General features: G+C 39.4%; 24 protein-coding genes. 21 read left to right on the forward strand and 3 right to left on the reverse strand.

Features of this window, described 5'->3' with window-relative positions; all coding sequences use genetic code 11:
* Positions 1 to 69: 69 nt before the first annotated feature.
* The 21 genes from V470_00410 to V470_00510 all read left to right on the forward strand — a co-directional run bounded on the left by V470_00410 (position 70) and on the right by V470_00510 (position 16,559).
* Positions 70 to 786: a glycosyl transferase family 2 gene (locus tag V470_00410; GenBank protein ID AHZ46917.1), complete on the forward strand. Its 717-nt coding sequence runs from the start codon at positions 70 to 72 to the stop codon at positions 784 to 786.
* A 1-nt stretch (position 787) separates the two neighbouring features.
* Positions 788 to 1,870 carry an antibiotic ABC transporter permease gene (locus V470_00415; GenBank protein ID AHZ46918.1) on the forward strand — a complete coding sequence of 361 codons (1,083 nt, stop codon included), beginning with the start codon at positions 788 to 790 and terminating at the stop codon, positions 1,868 to 1,870.
* Positions 1,871 to 1,909: 39 nt separating this feature from the next.
* Positions 1,910 to 2,533: a transcriptional regulator gene (locus V470_00420; GenBank protein AHZ46919.1), complete on the forward strand. Its 624-nt coding sequence runs from the start codon at positions 1,910 to 1,912 to the stop codon at positions 2,531 to 2,533.
* Between the two features lie 284 nt (positions 2,534 to 2,817).
* Positions 2,818 to 3,582, forward strand: coding sequence for a phosphorylase (locus V470_00425; protein AHZ46920.1), 765 nt, complete (start codon positions 2,818 to 2,820; stop codon positions 3,580 to 3,582).
* Positions 3,583 to 3,615: 33 nt separating this feature from the next.
* Positions 3,616 to 4,995, forward strand: coding sequence for a potassium transporter Trk (locus V470_00430; GenBank protein AHZ46921.1), 1,380 nt, complete (start codon positions 3,616 to 3,618; stop codon positions 4,993 to 4,995).
* A gap of 13 nt (positions 4,996 to 5,008) precedes the next feature.
* A complete protein-coding gene (locus V470_00435; protein ID AHZ46922.1) occupies positions 5,009 to 5,674 on the forward strand; it encodes a potassium transporter Trk in 666 nt (221 codons plus the stop codon).
* Between the two features lie 156 nt (positions 5,675 to 5,830).
* Positions 5,831 to 7,924, forward strand: a complete 2,094-nt coding sequence (locus V470_10470; protein ID AJZ74434.1) for a cell surface protein — start codon at positions 5,831 to 5,833, stop codon at positions 7,922 to 7,924.
* A gap of 80 nt (positions 7,925 to 8,004) precedes the next feature.
* Positions 8,005 to 8,703 (forward strand): transcriptional regulator, encoded by a 699-nt coding sequence (locus V470_00445; GenBank protein AHZ46924.1) that lies wholly within the window; start codon positions 8,005 to 8,007, stop codon positions 8,701 to 8,703.
* A complete protein-coding gene (locus V470_00450) occupies positions 8,700 to 9,734 on the forward strand; it encodes a histidine kinase (GenBank protein AHZ46925.1) in 1,035 nt (344 codons plus the stop codon). Before V470_00445 ends, V470_00450 begins: the two co-directional genes overlap by 4 nt.
* Before the next feature lie 202 nt (positions 9,735 to 9,936).
* The gene (locus V470_00455; protein ID AHZ46926.1) at positions 9,937 to 10,548 is read left to right on the forward strand and encodes a 30S ribosomal protein S4; all 612 of its coding nucleotides are present in this window, start codon (positions 9,937 to 9,939) and stop codon (positions 10,546 to 10,548) included.
* Positions 10,549 to 11,114: 566 nt separating this feature from the next.
* Positions 11,115 to 11,297, forward strand: a complete 183-nt coding sequence (locus V470_00460) for a 4-hydroxy-3-methylbut-2-enyl diphosphate reductase (protein AHZ46927.1) — start codon at positions 11,115 to 11,117, stop codon at positions 11,295 to 11,297.
* Between the two features lie 75 nt (positions 11,298 to 11,372).
* Entirely contained in the window at positions 11,373 to 11,588 is a 216-nt protein-coding gene (locus V470_00465; GenBank protein ID AHZ46928.1) for a hypothetical protein, read from the forward strand.
* Between the two features lie 72 nt (positions 11,589 to 11,660).
* Positions 11,661 to 11,888 carry a 16S rRNA processing protein RimM gene (locus V470_00470; protein ID AHZ46929.2) on the forward strand — a complete coding sequence of 76 codons (228 nt, stop codon included), beginning with the start codon at positions 11,661 to 11,663 and terminating at the stop codon, positions 11,886 to 11,888.
* A gap of 113 nt (positions 11,889 to 12,001) precedes the next feature.
* The gene (locus V470_00475; protein AHZ46930.1) at positions 12,002 to 12,289 is read left to right on the forward strand and encodes a hypothetical protein; all 288 of its coding nucleotides are present in this window, start codon (positions 12,002 to 12,004) and stop codon (positions 12,287 to 12,289) included.
* Positions 12,290 to 12,481, forward strand: a complete 192-nt coding sequence (locus V470_00480; protein ID AHZ46931.1) for a hypothetical protein — start codon at positions 12,290 to 12,292, stop codon at positions 12,479 to 12,481.
* A gap of 66 nt (positions 12,482 to 12,547) precedes the next feature.
* Entirely contained in the window at positions 12,548 to 12,760 is a 213-nt protein-coding gene (locus tag V470_00485; GenBank protein AHZ46932.1) for a hypothetical protein, read from the forward strand.
* A gap of 488 nt (positions 12,761 to 13,248) precedes the next feature.
* The gene (locus tag V470_00490) at positions 13,249 to 13,875 is read left to right on the forward strand and encodes a cadmium transporter (GenBank protein AHZ46933.2); all 627 of its coding nucleotides are present in this window, start codon (positions 13,249 to 13,251) and stop codon (positions 13,873 to 13,875) included.
* Between the two features lie 11 nt (positions 13,876 to 13,886).
* A complete protein-coding gene (locus V470_00495; protein ID AHZ46934.1) occupies positions 13,887 to 14,225 on the forward strand; it encodes an ArsR family transcriptional regulator in 339 nt (112 codons plus the stop codon).
* 609 nt (positions 14,226 to 14,834) lie between these two features.
* Positions 14,835 to 15,176, forward strand: a complete 342-nt coding sequence (locus V470_00500) for a hypothetical protein (GenBank protein AHZ46935.1) — start codon at positions 14,835 to 14,837, stop codon at positions 15,174 to 15,176.
* Positions 15,177 to 15,189: 13 nt separating this feature from the next.
* Complete coding sequence (locus V470_00505) at positions 15,190 to 15,513, forward strand: Ion channel (GenBank protein AHZ46936.1); 324 nt, start codon at positions 15,190 to 15,192, stop codon at positions 15,511 to 15,513.
* Positions 15,510 to 16,559, forward strand: coding sequence for a membrane protein (locus V470_00510; GenBank protein ID AHZ46937.1), 1,050 nt, complete (start codon positions 15,510 to 15,512; stop codon positions 16,557 to 16,559). Before V470_00505 ends, V470_00510 begins: the two co-directional genes overlap by 4 nt.
* 535 nt (positions 16,560 to 17,094) lie before the next feature.
* Here V470_00510 and V470_00515 read toward each other — a convergent pair.
* The 3 genes from V470_00515 to V470_00525 all read right to left on the reverse strand — a co-directional run bounded on the left by V470_00515 (position 17,095) and on the right by V470_00525 (position 17,790).
* On the reverse strand, positions 17,095 to 17,244 hold the full coding sequence (locus tag V470_00515; protein ID AHZ46938.1) for a 50S ribosomal protein L33: 150 nt from the start codon (positions 17,242 to 17,244) through the stop codon (positions 17,095 to 17,097).
* A gap of 15 nt (positions 17,245 to 17,259) precedes the next feature.
* Positions 17,260 to 17,442 (reverse strand): 50S ribosomal protein L32, encoded by a 183-nt coding sequence (locus tag V470_00520; GenBank protein AHZ46939.1) that lies wholly within the window; start codon positions 17,440 to 17,442, stop codon positions 17,260 to 17,262.
* A 147-nt stretch (positions 17,443 to 17,589) separates the two neighbouring features.
* Positions 17,590 to 17,790 carry a PTS ascorbate transporter subunit IIC gene (locus tag V470_00525; GenBank protein AHZ46940.1) on the reverse strand — a complete coding sequence of 67 codons (201 nt, stop codon included), beginning with the start codon at positions 17,788 to 17,790 and terminating at the stop codon, positions 17,590 to 17,592.
* Between the last annotated feature and the right edge of the window lie 2 nt (positions 17,791 to 17,792).

Below are 17,792 nucleotides of genomic sequence, written 5' to 3' on the forward strand. Positions count from 1 at the left end.
GTGAGTGATTACTCACTACAATAGGTTTATATTTAGCAAGTGAGTAATCACTCACCAAGGAGGAAGTAAATGAAAACATTACTACATTTACAAGATTTAGTAAAATCTTTTGACCATCAAATAGTTCTGAATCATGTCAGCTTTGAATTGCAGCCAGGAGAAATTATAGGCTTAATTGGTCCGTCTGGTGCTGGTAAATCAACTATGATTAAGACTACGTTAGGAATGGAAAAGGCTGATGGAGGCGTAGCTTTAGTGTTAAATCACACTATGCCCAATCGCTATATTTTAGGAGATATTGGCTATATGGCCCAATCAGATGCTTTATACGAGACCTTGTCAGGCCAAGAAAATCTGGAATTTTTTGGTCAGCTAAAGGGGCTTTCTAAAAAAGACCTGAAGGCGGAAATTGCTTATATAGCTCAAGTAGTAGATCTGACAGACTACTTAAACAAGGCGGTATCTGGTTATTCTGGAGGAATGAAACGGCGTTTGTCACTGGCTATCGCGCTTTTAGGAAATCCTCAACTCTTGATTTTGGACGAACCGACAGTTGGAATCGACCCTTCTCTTCGAAAGAAAATCTGGAAAGAATTATTCGCGCTTAGAGACAATGGGGTAGGGATATTAGTTACTACCCATGTTATGAATGAAGCAGAGTTGACGGATAAGGTCGGCTTATTATTAGGCGGAAAAATCATTGCTTTTGATACACCGCAACACTTAAAAGAAAGTTATCAAGTTTCAAGTATTGAAGAAGTATTTTTAAAAGCAGAAGGTGAGTAAAATGAGAACAATAGCGATTGCAAAAAAAGTCATCAAAGAATTACTTCGTGACAAACGAACTCTAGCCCTGATGTTTATAGCACCTGTTTTTATCATGTGGTTGATGAACCTCATGTTTTCAGCTAGTACAACCGTGAATGTCAAGTTAGCGACACAAGATCTACCAACTGGTTTGGTAACGAAAATGGATGAGCTTGATCATGTGGACATCGAGACTTATCAAGACTTAGATCAGGCCAAAGAAGCGCTAGCAAATGAAAAAGTCGATGCTGTGATTTCTTATAAAGACGGTGAGTATCAGGTCGACTACGCAAATACAGATGCCTCCAAGACATCTATGATACGACAAGTGTTACGAACAAGTATCGCCAGTGAAGGCACCGATCAGTTACTATCTCGTGTCAAACAAGCTCTTCCACAATTGGACTCGGACGCAAAAACACCAGAAATCAAGGAGTCTTATCAGTATGGAGATGAAAATACAAGCTTCTTTACCAGTATGATTCCGGTTTTGATAGGTTTTGTAGTTTTCTTCTTTGTCTTTTTGATTTCAGGTATGGCGCTTTTGAAAGAGCGCACCAGTGGAACACTAGAACGTTTGTTAGCAACACCAGTGAAACGATCTGAAATCGTCTATGGCTATATGTTGTCTTACGGTATTATTGCGATTTTTCAAACGGCAGTTGTCGTCTTAGCAGCAATTTGGCTACTAGATGTAGAAGTTGTAGGAAGTATTTTAAATGTTATAATAGTTAATGTGGTACTGGCTCTTGTAGCACTAGCTTTTGGAATTCTCTTGTCTACTCTAGCAAAATCAGAATTCCAAATGATGCAATTTATTCCTCTCGTGATTATGCCCCAACTTTTTTTCTCAGGAATTATTCCATTGTCATCCATGGGAGAATGGGCTCCAACTGTGGGGAAATTTTTGCCATTAACCTATTCTGGTGATGCAATAAGCCAGATTATTCTTTACGGACACAATCTTGGTGATATTTTGCCAAATCTTGGTGTTTTAATGATTTTCTTGATCATTTTAACAATTCTCAATATTGTTGGATTGCGTCGTTATCGTAAAGTTTAGAAATCAACATAAATAATGCTAAAAAGGTGTGAAGATTAGATGGATAAGACTGTTTTTGAATCGTTTGAAGATTACTTAGAAGAAGCGAATTACCCTCAAGGAAAGAAAAAAATCATGCAGGCAGCAGTGGATCTCATATCAACTAGGAGTTACCATGGGACCTCAACTCTTCACATAGCTGAGCGTGCTGGACTAAGCCAGGCAACTTTGTTTAAGTATTTTAAGACGAAGGATGATCTACTGACGGCTATTTTACATCCTGTAGTCCCAAGCATTTTCGGTAGTTTTTTTGAGGAACTCTTAGCTTTTGAAACGACAGAAGAGAGGGTTCGTTATCTCGTCCACGATCGTATGAGCTATCTCAAAAAAAATCGTGCTTTGATGAAAATCATTCTGCAGGAGAGTTTTTCAAATAAGAAACTAAAAAATGAACAGATTTTTATCTGGAATGCTATTCAAGATAAACTTCGAGTGCTTCATAAGGAATTGCTAGCAGATCCACGTGTAAATCCAGAGATAACGATTCCTCAAATGGTTCGTATTTGTGTTGGTCCATTGTTGGCTTACTTCGCTCAACTTTATATCGTTAGCGACAACGGAGAAATAAAGGAAGAGGACCTAGACTTATTAGAAAAACAGATTTTGGGTGCTTTGTGGAAATAGAGTAGGCCTAGACAAAATGGAGGCTAGATTCTATTGGTTTGGCTTCTTGCACAAGATAATATAAAAGGGTATATATTGCCTGATGCAGATTCGTGCTTTTTTATTGTTGAATTTGCTATTTTGGTGATAGTTCTCAATCACTTTACTAAAACAGAAACCGACCTCTCCAGCAGAGCAACGATTTCTTAAATGTATGGAAGAGGAGTTTTCTGGCTTGCTAAAGACAACTCCTTGACACTTCGTCAGCTTTTGATACAATAGTACAAAATTAGAGGAGGTGGGCTATGATTCAGAAACATGCGATTCCCATTTTGGAGTTTGATGACAATCCCCAGGCGGTCCTTATGCCAACACATGAGGGATTGGACTTAAAGTTGCCAAAAAAGTGCATCTATGCATTTTTGGAGGAAGAGATTGACCGCTACGCTCAGGAAGCAGGAGCGGACTGTGTTGGTGAGTTCGTTTCTGCCACCAAGGCTTATCCAGTCTATGTCATCAACTACAAGGGTGAGACGATTTGTCTAACCCAGGCGCCCGTGGGTTCTGCCCCAGCTGCCCAGTTTATGGATTGGTTGATTGGCTATGGTGTGGAGCAAATCATTTCCACTGGAACCTGTGGCGTCCTAGCCGATATAGAGGAAAATGCCTTTCTCGTCCCTGTTCGCGCTCTGCGAGATGAGGGGACCAGCTACCATTATGTAGCGCCTTCTCGTTATATGGAGATGCAGATTGAGGCTGTCTCTGCCATTGAGCAAGTTTTGGAGCAAAGAGGCATTCCTTATGAGGAAGTTATGACCTGGACGACAGATGGTTTTTACCGAGAGACGGCTGAAAAGGTTGCCTATCGCAAGGAAGAAGGCTGCGCTGTTGTGGAAATGGAGTGCTCGGCTCTTGCGGCAGTGGCTCAGCTACGTGGTGTTGTCTGGGGAGAATTGCTCTTTACTGCAGATTCCTTAGCGGATCTGGACAACTACGACAGTCGTGACTGGGGCTCAGAAGCTTTTGATAAGGCACTCGAACTCTGTCTTGCCATTGTGCACCACATGTGAGTGTTCTGACTGTTTTTATGGTAGAATGTAGTTATGTTATTCAAATCTTTTTTGGAAAAAATCAAGACGATACTGGGACGCTTGTCGCCAGCCCGTCGCATCTTTTTAAGTTTTGCCCTAGTAATCTTCTTGGGTTCTCTCCTTTTAAGTCCCCCCTTTGTGCAAGCAGAAACGTCACAAGCGACCTACTTTGACCATCTCTTTACGACCGTGTCCATGGTCTGTGTGACAGGGCTTTTCACTCTGCCAGTGGCTTCGACTTATAATATCTGGGGCCAGTTGATCTGTATGATTTTGATCCAGATTGGTGGTTTGGGGCTCATGACCTTTATCGGAATCTTTTATATCCAAGGCAAGCAAAAGCTCAGCCTTCGTGGTCGTGAGACTATTCAAGAAAGTTTCAGTTATGGAGAAACCCAGTCTCTAAAGGACTTCATCCGCTCAATCTTTCTGACGACTTTTTTGGTGGAAGGAATTGGTGCCTTTCTCTTGAGTTTTCGCTTTATCCCCGAATTTGGCTGGGGGCGAGGGATTCTAACCTCTATCTTTTTGGCTGTTTCAGCTTTCTGTAATGCTGGATTTGATAATTTTGGAAGTACGAGTTTGGTAGCCTTTCAAACGGATCCCTTGATCAATCTAGTGATTGCAGGCTTGATTATCACTGGTGGTCTAGGATTTATGGTCTGGTTTGACCTAGCGACCCAGTTTGGGAAGAAGAAAAAACGCCGCCTGCGTTTCCATACCAAGCTGGTTCTCTTTTTAACGGCGGGAATTCTGCTCTTTGGAACAGTATCGACTCTCTTAATTGAGTGGAATAATCCTGGGACGATTGGAAATCTCAGCGCTCCAGAGAAACTGCTGGTTAGTTTCTTCCAGACAGTCAGTATGAGAACGGCAGGCTTTGCTTCCATTGACTACACCCAGGCTAGACCAGTTACCTTACTGATCTACATCTTGCAGATGTTTCTGGGCGGGGCACCTGGAGGGACAGCAGGCGGGCTCAAGATTACGACCTTCTTTGTCTTGTTGGTCTTTGCTCGCAGTGAACTATTGGGCTTGCCTCATGCTAATGTGGCTCGGAGGACCATTGAACCCCGAACCGTACAAAAGTCTTTCAGTGTCTTTATTATCTTCTTGCTAACATTCTTGCTGGGCTTGATCCTACTAGGGATAACAGCAGAGGGAAATCCGCGCTTTATCTACCTCATGTTTGAGACCATTTCAGCCCTTGCGACAGTTGGGGTGACGGCAAATTTAACACCAGAGCTAGGCAAGATAGCCCTCAGTATCGTTATGTTGTTGATGTTTATCGGCCGTATTGGTCCCTTGACACTACTGGTCAGTGTAGCGGAATACCAGCCAGACAAGAAAGATACGATTCACTATATGAAAGCAGATATCACTATTGGATAAGAAAGGAAGAACGATGTCAGATCGGACAATTGGAATTTTAGGCTTGGGAATTTTTGGGAGCAGTGTTTTGGCTGCTCTAGCCAAGCATGACATGAATATCATTGCTATTGATGACCACGAGGAACGCATTAATCAATTTGAACCTGTGCTGGCGCGTGGGGTAGTTGGAGATATCACGGATGAAGAACTCCTTCTATCAGCGGGGATTGACACCTGTGATACCGTAGTTGTCGCAACGGGTGAAAATCTAGAATCCAGTGTTCTCGCGGTCATGCACTGCAAGAGTCTAGGGGTGCCGACCGTTATTGCCAAGGTCAAAAGTCATACAGCTAAAAAGGTGTTAGAAAAAATTGGCGCGGACGCAGTCATCTCACCAGAGTTTGAAATGGGGCGCTCATTGGCACAGACCATCCTCTTTCATAACAGTGTAGACGTCTTTCAGCTGGACAAGAATGTATCGATTGTCGAGATGAAAATCCCCCAATCATGGGCAGGTAAAAGCCTCAGTCAGTTGGATTTGCGTGGGCGATACAACCTCAACGTACTTGGCTTTCGTGCCTACGAAAATGCTCCTCTGGATGTCCAATTCGGACCCAATGACCTCTTGCAGGCAGATGCCTACATCATGGCCGTCATTAATAACCAACATTTGGATACCCTGGCTGAACTGAGTGAGTAGGAGAGGAAGGGTACTCTCTTTCCAAATAATTAACGAGTCAATATAAGTATTTTATAAGAGGGATTTAAGAAAAATTTTAACTTTTTCTTAATCCTTTTTAATTTTAGGAGATTATACTAGAGTCATCAAAAAAAAGAAAACTCTAAGGAGAATCCTATGAAATTCAATCCAAATCAGAGATATACTCGTTGGTCTATTCGCCGTCTCAGTGTCGGTGTTGCTTCAGTTGTTGTAGCTAGTGGCTTCTTTGTCCTAGTTGGTCAACCAAGTTCTGCACGTGCTGATGTCGTCAATCCGACTCCTGCCCAAGTCGTGCCAGACGCTGCTTCGGTGAGTGAAAAGAGCGACTTACCAGCAGAGGTTCTCAAAAAAGCAGTCGATGTAGCTCTTCCTTCAGAACAAGCAGACTCAGCACCTAAAGCAAGCTTGGATACGACAAGCTCTTCAGAAAAAGCGGACGCAACTGCTAAAGAGCCTGCAGTAGTGCCAAAAGAAGAAGTGCAAGCACAACCTGACTCTAAGAAACAAACAGAAGATGCAGTTAAACCTGTGGAAAGTCCTGCGTCTACGGTTTCTGGACAAGACCGTGAAGCCAGTGAAGCGCAACCAGCGACCACTCCAGCTGAAGTGCAAAAAGGTGTGGCTGACAACACCAAAGACACAGTAGATGTTCCAGCTAGCTACCTTGACAAAGCCAACTTCCCAGGTCCATTCACAGCTGGTGTCAACCAAGTCATTCCATACGAATTCTTCGCTGGTGACGGCATGCTGACTCGTCTTATCTTGAAAGCATCTGATAAGGCTCCATGGTCCGACAACGGCTCAGCTAAAAACCCTGCTCTCCCACCAGTAGAGAAATTGGGCAAAGGCCTTTACTTCTACGAAGTAGACTTGGCCGGAACCCAAGGCAAATCTGACAAAGAGTTGCTTGATCTCTTGAAACAAAATGGTACTCAAAGCTATAAAGCTACTACTATCAAGGTGTACGGTGCGAAAGACGGCAAGCCTGACTTAACTAACCTCGTAGCAACTAAAGATTTGACTGTTAATTTGAATGGCTTGACCACTCCAGCTGAAGTCCAAAAAGGTGTGGCTGACAATACCAAAGATACAGTAGATGTCCCAGCCACTTACTTGGACAAGGCTAACTTCCCAGGACCATTTACAGCTGGTGTCAATCAAGTCATTCCATATGAATTCTTCGCTGGAGACGGCATGTTAACTCGTCTTATCTTGAAAGCATCCGATAAGGCTCCATGGTCAGACAACGGAACAGCTAAAAATCCTGCTCTCCCACCAGTAGAGAAATTGGGCAAAGGTCTTTACTTCTATGAAGTAGACTTGGCAGGCACCCAAGGAAAATCAGATAAAGAGCTGCTTGACCTCTTGAAACAAAATGGTACTCAAAGCTATAAAGCTACTACTATCAAGGTGTACGGTGCGAAAGACGGCAAGCCTGACTTGACTAATCTGGTAGCGACTAAAGATTTGACTGTTAATTTGAATGGTTTGACCACACCAAATCAGGTTAAAGAGTCTGTTGTTAACAATGTCAAAGACATGATTGATGTTCCAGCTAGCTACCTTGATAAGGCTAAGGTTCCTGGACCTTTCTTGGCCGGCGTCAACCAAGTTATTCCGTACGAAGCTTTTGGTGGAGATGGTATGTTGACTCGCCTCTTGTTAAAAGCTTCAGACAAAGCTCCATGGTCAGACAACGGAACAGCTAAAAATCCTGCCCTATTGCCACTTGAAGGCTTGGCTAAAGGTCAATATTTCTACGAAGTGGATTTGAATGGCAATACGGTTGGCAAAGATGGTCAGGCCTTGCTGGATCAACTTCGAGCTAACGGAACCCATACATATCTAGCTACTGTTAAAGTCTATGGATCTAAAGATGGCAAACCTGATTTGACCAATCTGATTGCTACTCGTCAAGTAACGATTCAGCTTCGTGGAAAAGAAATGGCGACAATACCATCTCAACAAGGTCAGATGAATACGAAGCCTTCTGAAACAGGCTCTACAGGTACGACTGAGGGTATGATGGGTACAAATCACCATATGTCAGATATGAAAGTAGATCAACCAGCTTCTAGCCCAATGGCTAATATGATGAAAAAAGATGATAAAGCGATGTTACCAAATACTGGGGAAGCTAAAACGGCTACAGCTGGCCTTGGTATCTTTGGTCTAGCCTTGGCAGGTCTTGTTGGACTTTTGGGTTTGACAACCAAACGAGAAGATTAAGATTCAAATCACTTAAACATTAGAGAAAATAGTGTTATACTAAAGCAAGTATAACACTGTTTTTATCGAAGGAGTGTCAGATGAAAAAGACAATTTTGCTGGTTGATGATGAGATAGATATTTTAGATATTCAAAACCGCTATCTTTTACAAGCAGGTTACGATGTTTTGGTCGCCCATGATGGTAAGGAGGGATTAGAACTTTTCAGAAAAAAATCTATTGACCTTATTATCACAGATATCATGATGCCCAATATGGATGGCTATGATTTTATCAGTGAAGTTCAGTATATCGCTCCGGATCAACCCTTCCTCTTTACAACTGCTAAGACAAGCGAACAGGATAAGATTTATGGATTAAGTTTGGGGGCAGATGATTTTATAGTCAAACCCTTTAGCCCACGCGAATTGGTTTTAAGAGTGAATAATATCTTGCGTCGCCTTAGCCGTGGAGGAGAGACAGAACAGATCGAGTTTGGTGACTTGGTAATCAACCATGTGACTCATGAGGTCCGCATTGGGGAGCAACCTTTGGAATTGACAGTAAAATCCTTTGAACTTCTATGGATATTAGCCAGCAATCCCGAGAGAGTCTTTTCAAAGACGGAACTTTACGAGAAGGTATGGCAAGAGGACTATGTGGATGATACCAATACACTCAATGTTCATATCCATGCTTTGAGGCAAGAGTTGACCAAGTATACAAATTCAAATGCTCCTGCTATCAAAACTGTCTGGGGTTTGGGCTATAAGATGGAAAGACCAAGAGGTAGAAAATGAAATTAAGAAACTATATTTTAGTGGGGTATCTAGTGTCGACTCTACTAACGATTTTGGTCGTTTTTTGGGCAGTCCAACGAATGTTGATTGAGAAAAGTGAAGTTTACTTTCTAGTTGGAATGACCTTGATTGCTAGTTTCATTGGCGCTGCAGTGAGCATCTTTCTTTTGTCGCCAGTGTTCTCTTCTCTGAAACACTTGAAAAAACAAGCTCAGGATATAGCAAGCAAGGATTTCAGCACAGAAATTGAAACCAAGGGACCATTAGAATTTCAAGAACTGGGCCAGGCTTTTAATGACATGTCCCACAATTTGCAGGCTACCTTTCAATCACTTGATGAGAGCGAGCAAGAAAAGAGAATGATGATTGCGCAGCTCTCTCACGATATTAAAACTCCCATTACCTCCATTCAGGTTACTGTGGAGGGAATTCTAGATGGAGTGATCAAGGAAGAGGAGTGGCTCCACTACTTAACCACGATTGGTCGGCAAACCGAGCGCCTAAACAAGCTAGTGGAGGAATTGGATGTTTTGACTCTGAACACACAACCTCAAGATACTGCTGATGAAGAAGTCGAAGAGGTCTTTTTAGATCAGTTGCTGATTGAGTCAATGAGTGAATTTCAACTCCAGATTGAACAAGAGGAGCGAGATGTTTACATTCAAGTGTCACCTGAGTCTGCGAAAATCAAGAGCCATTCTGACAAACTTTCTCGCATTCTGGTCAATTTGCTAAACAATGCCTTTAAATATTCAGAACCAGGAACCAGAATCGAGGTTCTTGCCCAATTAACAGAACAAGAGCTGACAATCAGTGTGAAAGACGAGGGTCAGGGGATCCTTCCTGAAAATTTGGAAAAGATCTTTAAACGACTTTATCGTGTAGAAACTTCGCGCAATATGAAGACGGGTGGGCATGGCTTAGGTCTTGCGATTGCACGCGAACTAGCCCATCAGCTTGGTGGCGAAATCACAGCAGAAAGTCAGTACGGCTTAGGAAGCAAGTTTACATTCAGCCTTAGTTTGAAATAAAGGCGTAAAATCCCTTTACAAATCTAGCTTTTCATGGTACAATAGCCTTTGTGTGAAATAGCAGCAGGAAAGCATGAAGCTCGTCAACAGGTGTCTTATGACAAGTAACCTTGGCTGTTTAGGCGAAGGGCATCTGCACGAATCAGGGCTTTCTAAGTGACTATTTCCACCGAAATATTATTTATATCAGGAGGACATACACATGTCACGTTATACAGGACCATCTTGGAAACAAGCTCGTCGCCTTGGCCTTTCACTTACAGGTACAGGTAAAGAATTGGCACGTCGTAACTACGTACCAGGACAACACGGACCAAACAACCGTTCTAAATTGTCAGAATACGGTTTGCAATTGGCTGAAAAACAAAAACTTCGTTTCACTTACGGTGTAGGTGAAAAACAATTCCGTAACTTGTTCGTACAAGCTACTAAGATCAAAGGCGGAATCCTAGGTTTCAACTTCATGCTTCTTTTGGAGCGTCGTTTGGATAACGTTGTTTACCGTCTTGGTCTTGCGACTACTCGTCGTCAAGCTCGTCAATTCGTAAACCACGGTCACATCCTTGTTGACGGAAAACGCGTTGATATCCCATCATACCGCGTAACTCCAGGTCAAGTGATCTCAGTTCGTGAAAAATCATTGAAAGTTCCAGCAATCCTTGAAGCAGTAGAAGCTACTCTTGGACGTCCAGCATTCGTATCATTCGACGCTGAAAAGTTGGAAGGTTCATTGACTCGCTTGCCAGAACGCGACGAAATCAACCCAGAAATCAACGAAGCACTTGTCGTTGAATTCTACAACAAGATGCTTTAATTTTAAGAAATATCTTACAGAAAGCCTACAACAGTGGGCTTTTTGCTTTGTCTTAAAAGGTTGATTTCTGGGTTTGTTCAGTTATAAACTTTTTAGTGCAGTTTCATAGAACGAAACTGCTTTTTGGGCGTTCATTTTTGAGAGGTAAAAAGAAGCATGACTCTCCCACAGCAATAGAGCTTTTAGGCGGGAAAACCACACTTCTTTCTTGGATTAATTTTACATCATTTTGACTTAAAAAACAAATAGAGGCGTCCCACCTCCTACCGCAGAAAGATCTGTTTCAAGGGGAGATGGAAAACCTCTATTCATTAAATAGATTATAATCGAAAAAATGAATTGACGCAAGTATATTTAAAGCCCACCCATTGGTGATAGTCGGTTCCTTTGCATGCTATAGCATACGACATTTTACAAGGAAAATAAAGTAGTAAGCTAGTCTAATGGAGTATCTGTAGTACTTTAGCAAACAAGGTGTGCTATAATGCTTTTAACAGGAACTAAAAGCCATTAGTAAATAACTAATATTGGGTCATATTGTTCCGCTGTTAGAGAGAAGGAACTCAATGAAACTATGGGAATGTGTTGATAAAAATGTTCGCCTTATTTTAGAAGATGGGACTTCCATCAAGGGCAGGGTGGTTGATTGGTTTGATGGTTATGATTTAGATGGTCCTGACGAATTAGTCATAGGTGATCGCTCATATCCTGAAGATATTATCAAGAAAATCAAAATTATTAGGGTTTAGTTCAACCTAGGCGATTTTATCGACTAACTATAAAAAGTATAAGAACTATCGAAAAAATAGCAGAGAGGAAAATAAATGAGTAAACAGCTTTGGAAGTATCTTCGATCAAGGGTTCAGATAGTCACTAATTGCGATAAGATAATCAAGGGACGTGTCATAGACTTTGTTGACGAAATGGACAATGATGAGCAAGATGAAATCACTATTCTCATTGCTAATCCTAGTCCAGATGAAGCTACTGAAATTTCTCTCTTTGAGAGTGAGATTGTCTCGATTAAAACAATCTCATAGGACTTAGAACAATCTAGGTGCTTTTACCTGCCTTATTTGAAAGAAAACACTATGGAAAAGGATTTAGTTTATATGGCAATATTAGATGATTTACAAGAGTTATATGACAATGGTTGGGATGCCTCTTTTGATTATAATGGTCAAGTATGTGGGATTTTTCCTAATTCTGTTCATGATATTGTAGTGGTGATTGGAGATAAGGAATACCAGGTATCATCATTCATTGATCTGATTTCTCTAAAAATTGACGATAACACTTTAGTAGAAATTATGGATGGAATTGAAGTGCAGTATTATTAAAATAAAAATCATCTTTGATGAATGAACTGCACCCCAAAAATTAGATTTTGTCTGTTAAATTTTTGGAACGTAGCTCAATATGCTACAACGTTCTTATTAGGAGGGGAAGGGTAATGGGTTATAGTCAACAAGTATTAGACATGCTCCAGCAAACAGTTAGTGGTCAGATTGATAATTTTTGGGATTTTTCCTTTACGTTTAACGCTCTTTTTGGAGAAGATGCGGAATTTTCCGAGGCTTGGGATAATGAAAACTCTGAAATGTTTGACGCTCTCAATGACTTTGAGTTGATGATATTTTTAGAGGAACATGATCCAAGCGACAAACAAGGTTTTATCGATTTCTTAACACCTTACTACGAAAAAGCAAAGCAATTAGCCAATATTGAAAGGAATATTTAAATGACACTCTGGAAATTTAACCGTACAGATGTAATTATCACGTTAAAAAATGGCGCGGTAGTTAGAGGATTTGTAGAAGACTATTGTGACGCCTCTGACAATGACGAGGAGATTGACTCCTTGCTGGTAGATGTTGATGGAACTCTTTATGAATATTTTGAAGATGAAATCGTCAGCATCATAGAAAGCTAGTAGTGGGAATAGAATCTAAGGAAAAAATCTTGTTTGTTGAGATTGTTTTAGTTGGGATGGTCCTATATGAAAAAGGATGAAATTAAAAAATATTTAGACAAAGATCTTGAATTTAATTATAATAGCCGAGGTGCTTGCTTTTTATCGAGTATATGTGTAGTTGGTTATGATTATGAAGGTCAGCAGTTTGATACAATTGATGAAGCTATGGAAGCTAAAGTATTTGACGGGAAAAGCTTAGTAGATATATGGGATGAAGTTTTTCCACAAGTTTTTTAAAATGAAAAGCACCTTTGATGAACTGCACCCCAAAAGTTAGATTTTTTCTGTCTAACTTTTGGGGTGCAGTTCAAATGTATGAGATATTTTTAGTTTTGATTTAATTTCGATATTTTTCCGGAAAATACTTATTTTTCGGAAAGTCAAGATTTTGTTATTATTTATGATATACTGGTACCGTAATTATATCCTTACAGAGGTTAAGTAAGGGTTTCAGTACACGTCAATAGATGTCAAAATATTGATTTTAAGCGATTTTTGATTTTTGGAAACTCATTATATCGCACTACAAATCAATAAAAACTCTACCTTTTACTCTACCTTTTTTAGATAAATATATCATCTGGATATTGAAGTTAAGCCCTGCTATCATTTCGATGGCAGGGCTTTTTAATGTTTGGGACACTACCTTCTTATCTATATTTTGATGGAGCTGAAGTTGACATCTACAAAGTTTAATGTTAGAATACATTCAAAAATATATTTGAATGAGGTGTTTTATGATTCAAAATATTGTTACTTCAATAATCCTGTATTCTGGGACAGCCGTAGACTTACTTATTATCCTAATGTTATTTTTTGCCAAAAGAAAAAGCAGAAAGGACATCATTAACATCTATTTAGGACAATTTCTAGGCTCTGTTAGTCTAATATTCCTAAGTTTGCTTTTTGCATTTGTCTTAAATTATATTCCTAGTAAAGAGATTTTAGGTTTACTCGGTTTGATTCCAATTTTCCTAGGCCTCAAAGTTTTGCTTTTAGGAGATTCTGATGGAGAAGCTATTGCAAAAGATGGTTTGCGAAAAGACAATAAAAACCTGATTTTTCTAGTCGCTATAATTACTTTTGCAAGTTGTGGCGCTGACAATATTGGTGTCTTTGTCCCATATTTTACCACCTTAAATTTAGCGAATTTGATAGTGACTTTACTTACTTTTCTAGTCATGATTTATCTCTTGGTTTTTTCTGCCCAAAAATTAGCACAAGTCCCTTCTGTTGGAGAAACTTTGGAAAAATATAGCAGATGGTTTATTGCCGTTGTCTATTTAGGATTGGGGATGTATATCCTGATTGAAAACAACAGCTTTGACATGCTAAGGACTGTGTTCGGCTAGGAGAAAAAATTATGAAAAAAGATAGTATCTGCCAAGTGAATATTATAAATCAGCAAAATGTTACAACCGCAACGAACTACCTTGAAAAGGAAAAAGTCCAAAAATCACTTCGTATTTTATCAAAGTTTACCGATAATAAACAGATAAATATCATCTTTTATCTCCTTGCTGTTGAAGAACTCTGTGTCTGTGATATAGCCTGTTTACTAAATCTCAGTATGGCATCTGCCTCCCACCATCTTCGTAAACTAGCCAATCAAAACATCTTGGATACTAGAAGAGAGGGGAAAATTATATATTATTTTATAAAAGATGAGGAAATCAAAGACTTTTTTAATCAACTAGGATAACAACTATTTTTACTACTTTATCATGATTATATATAGGACTTATCTATGAAATTTTTTGATAAAAATTACTCACATGAAAGACTACTCGTAGCAAATCTTTAAGAAAAAAGTATAATTTAAAGCAAAGCGACCTAGGTAATGCAGGTCAAGTTAGCCAAGTTTAAAAGGGAGAAATCTGAAAGAAAATGTATCTTTGATAGTAGTCATTTATTGTGAAATATGATATATTTATTAATTAGATGGATGAATACTTCTAGAGTTAAATATAGCATAATAGGGACAGACTTTTTGGTTTATTTTTGTTTGTAGTCGGATTATGAAAGAATATCCAATATTATGCGATAAGATAGAATGTTACAAAAAAGAAAGGGGATGCAATCCGATGAAGAAAGACAGATTAATTGTATTGACAGATGCTGTTCTAGCAATTATTATGACCATCTTGATTTTAGAGTTAGAAAAACCAACAACACCAAGTCTTGAAGCTTTTTGGGATTTACGGCAAAATTTCTTTGCTTGTTTTCTTTCCTTTTTCTGGTTGGGATCGTTATGGATGGCACTAAACACATTATGGGAAAAGGTTGAGAAAATTTCCTCAGAAATTATTTGGTGGAATTTGTTTCTACTCTTGGAGCGGCAGGAGTTCTCTTTGGAGAATTTCATGCCATCCAAGATACCAGTCTGAATGATGTGGTGGACCGGATCTATATAAATGTCAAGGATTTACCGTTTCAGTCCTTGGGAGCTTTAGCTAATATCCTGTCTGATGTTAAGAAGGGACTGATTCAAGACAGTCATATCTGGTCTTTCTTCCAGTCATTTTTCAAACAATATCAGTTGATAATCAGCTTAAATCAGATCTATCAGTTTGTCTATCTTTCTCTGATGGAGATCATGTCCTATCTTCACTTTGATTATTGGAAAAAACGGCTCGGTCAGGAGCTAGTATGAATAAGGAGAACAAATGAGACGTTTAAAAATGTTATGGCATATTATACAGGTTACGGGTTTTACTCGGTTTGCTCTGAGTTTTGTGACCTTTGTTTTTGGGTCAGGAGGCGTGCTTTTCCTAGTTGAACCTGCTATCACAAATTACGGAGACGGTCTTTGGTATGCTTTTGTGACTTCGACGACTGTCGGCTACGGGGATCTCCTAGCTGTGACCTTGATTGGAAGGATTACCAGTGTCTTTTTGACGATTTATGGGCTCATATTTTTTGGCTGTTTATCAGCTGTTATTATTAATTATTATACCGATTTAAATAAGGAAAGAGGAGAGGACAAATGACTGCCAATTATTCAACACGGGAATACCGTGAGAAATTATACGATGACCTTCATGTTCGATTGAGAGATACAGCGATTTTGATGTGTGCAATTTTTATTGCCTCTATCGGTCTAAATATGAATTCAACAGCTGTTATTATTGGAGCCATGTTAATTTCACCTCTCATGACACCGATTGTTGGACTGGGATTCGGTTTAGCTATTTTTGATACGCGTTTAATCAAGCAATCTCTAGAGGTTTTATTGACTCAAGTGTTGGTCAGTTTGCTTGTCTCGACTCTGTATTTCTGGATTTCTCCCTTGTCTTATGCAAGTAGCGAGTTGATCGCACGAACCTCTCCAACCATTTGGGATGTTCTCATTGCTATTGCTGGTGGGATTGCTGGTGTGATCGGTTCAAGGAAAAAAGAAGCAAACAATATCGTGCCAGGAGTAGCCATTGCTACAGCTTTGATGCCGCCTATCTGTACTGCTGGCTATGGTTTAGCTAATGGGAATGTACGATTTTTATTGGGGGCTCTCTATCTTTTCTTGATCAACTGTGTCTTTATCATGCTAGCCAACATTGTTGGAACAAGAATTTTGATGAGAAAATCTCCTTTAACTTCATTTAAAGAGCTGAGCATTAAAATGAGAATTGGCTTGATTTCTTTGATTGTATTGTTGATTCTTCCAGCTAGCTATTCGGCAGTTACTCTGACAATAGAACAAGCGCGCAAAGAAGGGATCAAACAGTTTGTAGGAAAAGAGTTCGCCAATTATACGGTTATTAATCAAGTCTACAAGTCAAGTAACAATGAATTGGTCTTGACGGTTGTTGGAGATCCGATTTCAGAAGAAGAATTAGAAACACTCCACCAAAAACAAGCCTCTTACGGTATTCAATCTGTTCAATTGAAAGTGAATCAAGTTCAGAACTCGCCAACATTAGATAGTGAAGCGACCAAGGAATTTTATGAAAACATTGACAAGTATATTGATCAAAAACTCTCTGAAAAAGATTCACAAAACGATCTCGTAAAAGAAAATGAAGCAGACAAGGATTGAGGACAATGAACTGAATCGGTTTTTACGCCGTGTTTTTCTTGTATCTTCCTCTTTCTTACTTATAGCAGGTTGTTTTTGCTTGAATAAGAAATAAATTAGAAGTTCTATCATCTAAGAAAAATGATGAAAAAAATCATTTAACTAATGGTGTGAACGTTTAGTGTTTATCAGCTCCATTCTCTGTAATTTTGGGGGTAAAATCCACACCATTTAGATAAAATTAGTTGAATTTGATTGGAAAAACGCTTTTATAAAAGCGGAGAAAAGTCTTGATATTACGCTGTTTTTAGTCCAACTGAAATTCATACTTTCCAAACCAGGTCTTACGATTTGTAAGTAAAAGAGCAAATAAAAAAGAGGAGCTTGACACTAAAGTTCCTCTTCTTTTTAAATAAACGAATCAGTTTCTTATTACATAAAAGGTAGTGAAAAAGGTAGTGATTCGATTGATTCATATCGCAATGTAGTGAAATTTCGAAATTCAAGAATTGCTTTAAATCAAGGTTTCTAAAGTCTACTGACGTGTAGTGAACCCTTATTTAACTTCGGTGAACACAACGTGCTTGCGAAGTTTTGGTGAGTATTTCTTCAATTGAAGACGGTCTGGAGTGTTACGTTTGTTTTTAGAAGTAAGGTACAAGCGTTCACCAGATTCTTTGTGTTCAAGTGTAATATTTACGCGCATGGTATCTCCCTTCTATTATTCAGCTGATGCAGCTTTAGCGATTTTACGTCCTTTGTAGTATCCTTTAAGTGATACACGGTGAGAACGTGAGTAATCTCCAGTAGTTTCGTCAAAGTTTACAGATGGAGCTGTTACTTTGTAGTGGGTACGACGTTTGTTTTTCTTCGCTTTTGAAGTGCGACGTGCAGGTACTGCCATTTTGATTTCTCCTTTTAAGATATAATTCAGTTAGGTTTGATTTTCATCAACTTTAATAGTATATCAAAACTTTTTTGTAAAGTAAAGTTACTTGACAAAAAAAGATGAAAAAATTCTCCTGTCCGATCTAGCAGACAGGAGAAGGTGTTAAATATCAATCTCAAATGGTTCGTCAATGGTTTCTGATACGTATTTTCCGTCTTTCTTCCGTTGCTTGACACACTCTGTAAGGAGATATTCGATTTGCCCATTGACTGAACGAAAGTCGTCTTCTGCCCATGATGCGAGTGCAGCGTATAACTTTGTTGAGAGTCGAAGGGGAATCTGCTTTTTTTTAGCTTCAGCCATCT

The organism is Streptococcus sp. VT 162 (assembly GCA_000688775.2).
Classification (GTDB): Bacteria; Bacillota; Bacilli; order Lactobacillales; family Streptococcaceae; genus Streptococcus.

Bases quoted from the DNA above. Each gene is read 5' to 3' on its own strand.
- V470_00410 (AHZ46917.1), top strand. From the start codon at position 70: ATGAAAACATTACTACATTTACAAGATTTAGTAAAATCTTTTGACCAT.
- V470_00415 (AHZ46918.1), top strand. From the start codon at position 788: ATGAGAACAATAGCGATTGCAAAAAAAGTCATCAAAGAATTACTTCGT.
- V470_00420 (AHZ46919.1), top strand. From the start codon at position 1,910: ATGGATAAGACTGTTTTTGAATCGTTTGAAGATTACTTAGAAGAAGCG.
- V470_00425 (AHZ46920.1), top strand. From the start codon at position 2,818: ATGATTCAGAAACATGCGATTCCCATTTTGGAGTTTGATGACAATCCC.
- V470_00430 (AHZ46921.1), top strand. From the start codon at position 3,616: ATGTTATTCAAATCTTTTTTGGAAAAAATCAAGACGATACTGGGACGC.
- V470_00435 (AHZ46922.1), top strand. From the start codon at position 5,009: ATGTCAGATCGGACAATTGGAATTTTAGGCTTGGGAATTTTTGGGAGC.
- V470_10470 (AJZ74434.1), top strand. From the start codon at position 5,831: ATGAAATTCAATCCAAATCAGAGATATACTCGTTGGTCTATTCGCCGT.
- V470_00445 (AHZ46924.1), top strand. From the start codon at position 8,005: ATGAAAAAGACAATTTTGCTGGTTGATGATGAGATAGATATTTTAGAT.
- V470_00450 (AHZ46925.1), top strand. From the start codon at position 8,700: ATGAAATTAAGAAACTATATTTTAGTGGGGTATCTAGTGTCGACTCTA.
- V470_00455 (AHZ46926.1), top strand. From the start codon at position 9,937: ATGTCACGTTATACAGGACCATCTTGGAAACAAGCTCGTCGCCTTGGC.
- V470_00460 (AHZ46927.1), top strand. From the start codon at position 11,115: ATGAAACTATGGGAATGTGTTGATAAAAATGTTCGCCTTATTTTAGAA.
- V470_00465 (AHZ46928.1), top strand. From the start codon at position 11,373: ATGAGTAAACAGCTTTGGAAGTATCTTCGATCAAGGGTTCAGATAGTC.
- V470_00470 (AHZ46929.2), top strand. From the start codon at position 11,661: ATGGCAATATTAGATGATTTACAAGAGTTATATGACAATGGTTGGGAT.
- V470_00475 (AHZ46930.1), top strand. From the start codon at position 12,002: ATGGGTTATAGTCAACAAGTATTAGACATGCTCCAGCAAACAGTTAGT.
- V470_00480 (AHZ46931.1), top strand. From the start codon at position 12,290: ATGACACTCTGGAAATTTAACCGTACAGATGTAATTATCACGTTAAAA.
- V470_00485 (AHZ46932.1), top strand. From the start codon at position 12,548: ATGAAAAAGGATGAAATTAAAAAATATTTAGACAAAGATCTTGAATTT.
- V470_00490 (AHZ46933.2), top strand. From the start codon at position 13,249: ATGAGGTGTTTTATGATTCAAAATATTGTTACTTCAATAATCCTGTAT.
- V470_00495 (AHZ46934.1), top strand. From the start codon at position 13,887: ATGAAAAAAGATAGTATCTGCCAAGTGAATATTATAAATCAGCAAAAT.
- V470_00505 (AHZ46936.1), top strand. From the start codon at position 15,190: ATGAGACGTTTAAAAATGTTATGGCATATTATACAGGTTACGGGTTTT.
- V470_00510 (AHZ46937.1), top strand. From the start codon at position 15,510: ATGACTGCCAATTATTCAACACGGGAATACCGTGAGAAATTATACGAT.
- V470_00515 (AHZ46938.1), bottom strand. From the start codon at position 17,244: ATGCGCGTAAATATTACACTTGAACACAAAGAATCTGGTGAACGCTTG.
- V470_00520 (AHZ46939.1), bottom strand. From the start codon at position 17,442: ATGGCAGTACCTGCACGTCGCACTTCAAAAGCGAAGAAAAACAAACGT.
- V470_00525 (AHZ46940.1), bottom strand. From the start codon at position 17,790: ATGGCTGAAGCTAAAAAAAAGCAGATTCCCCTTCGACTCTCAACAAAG.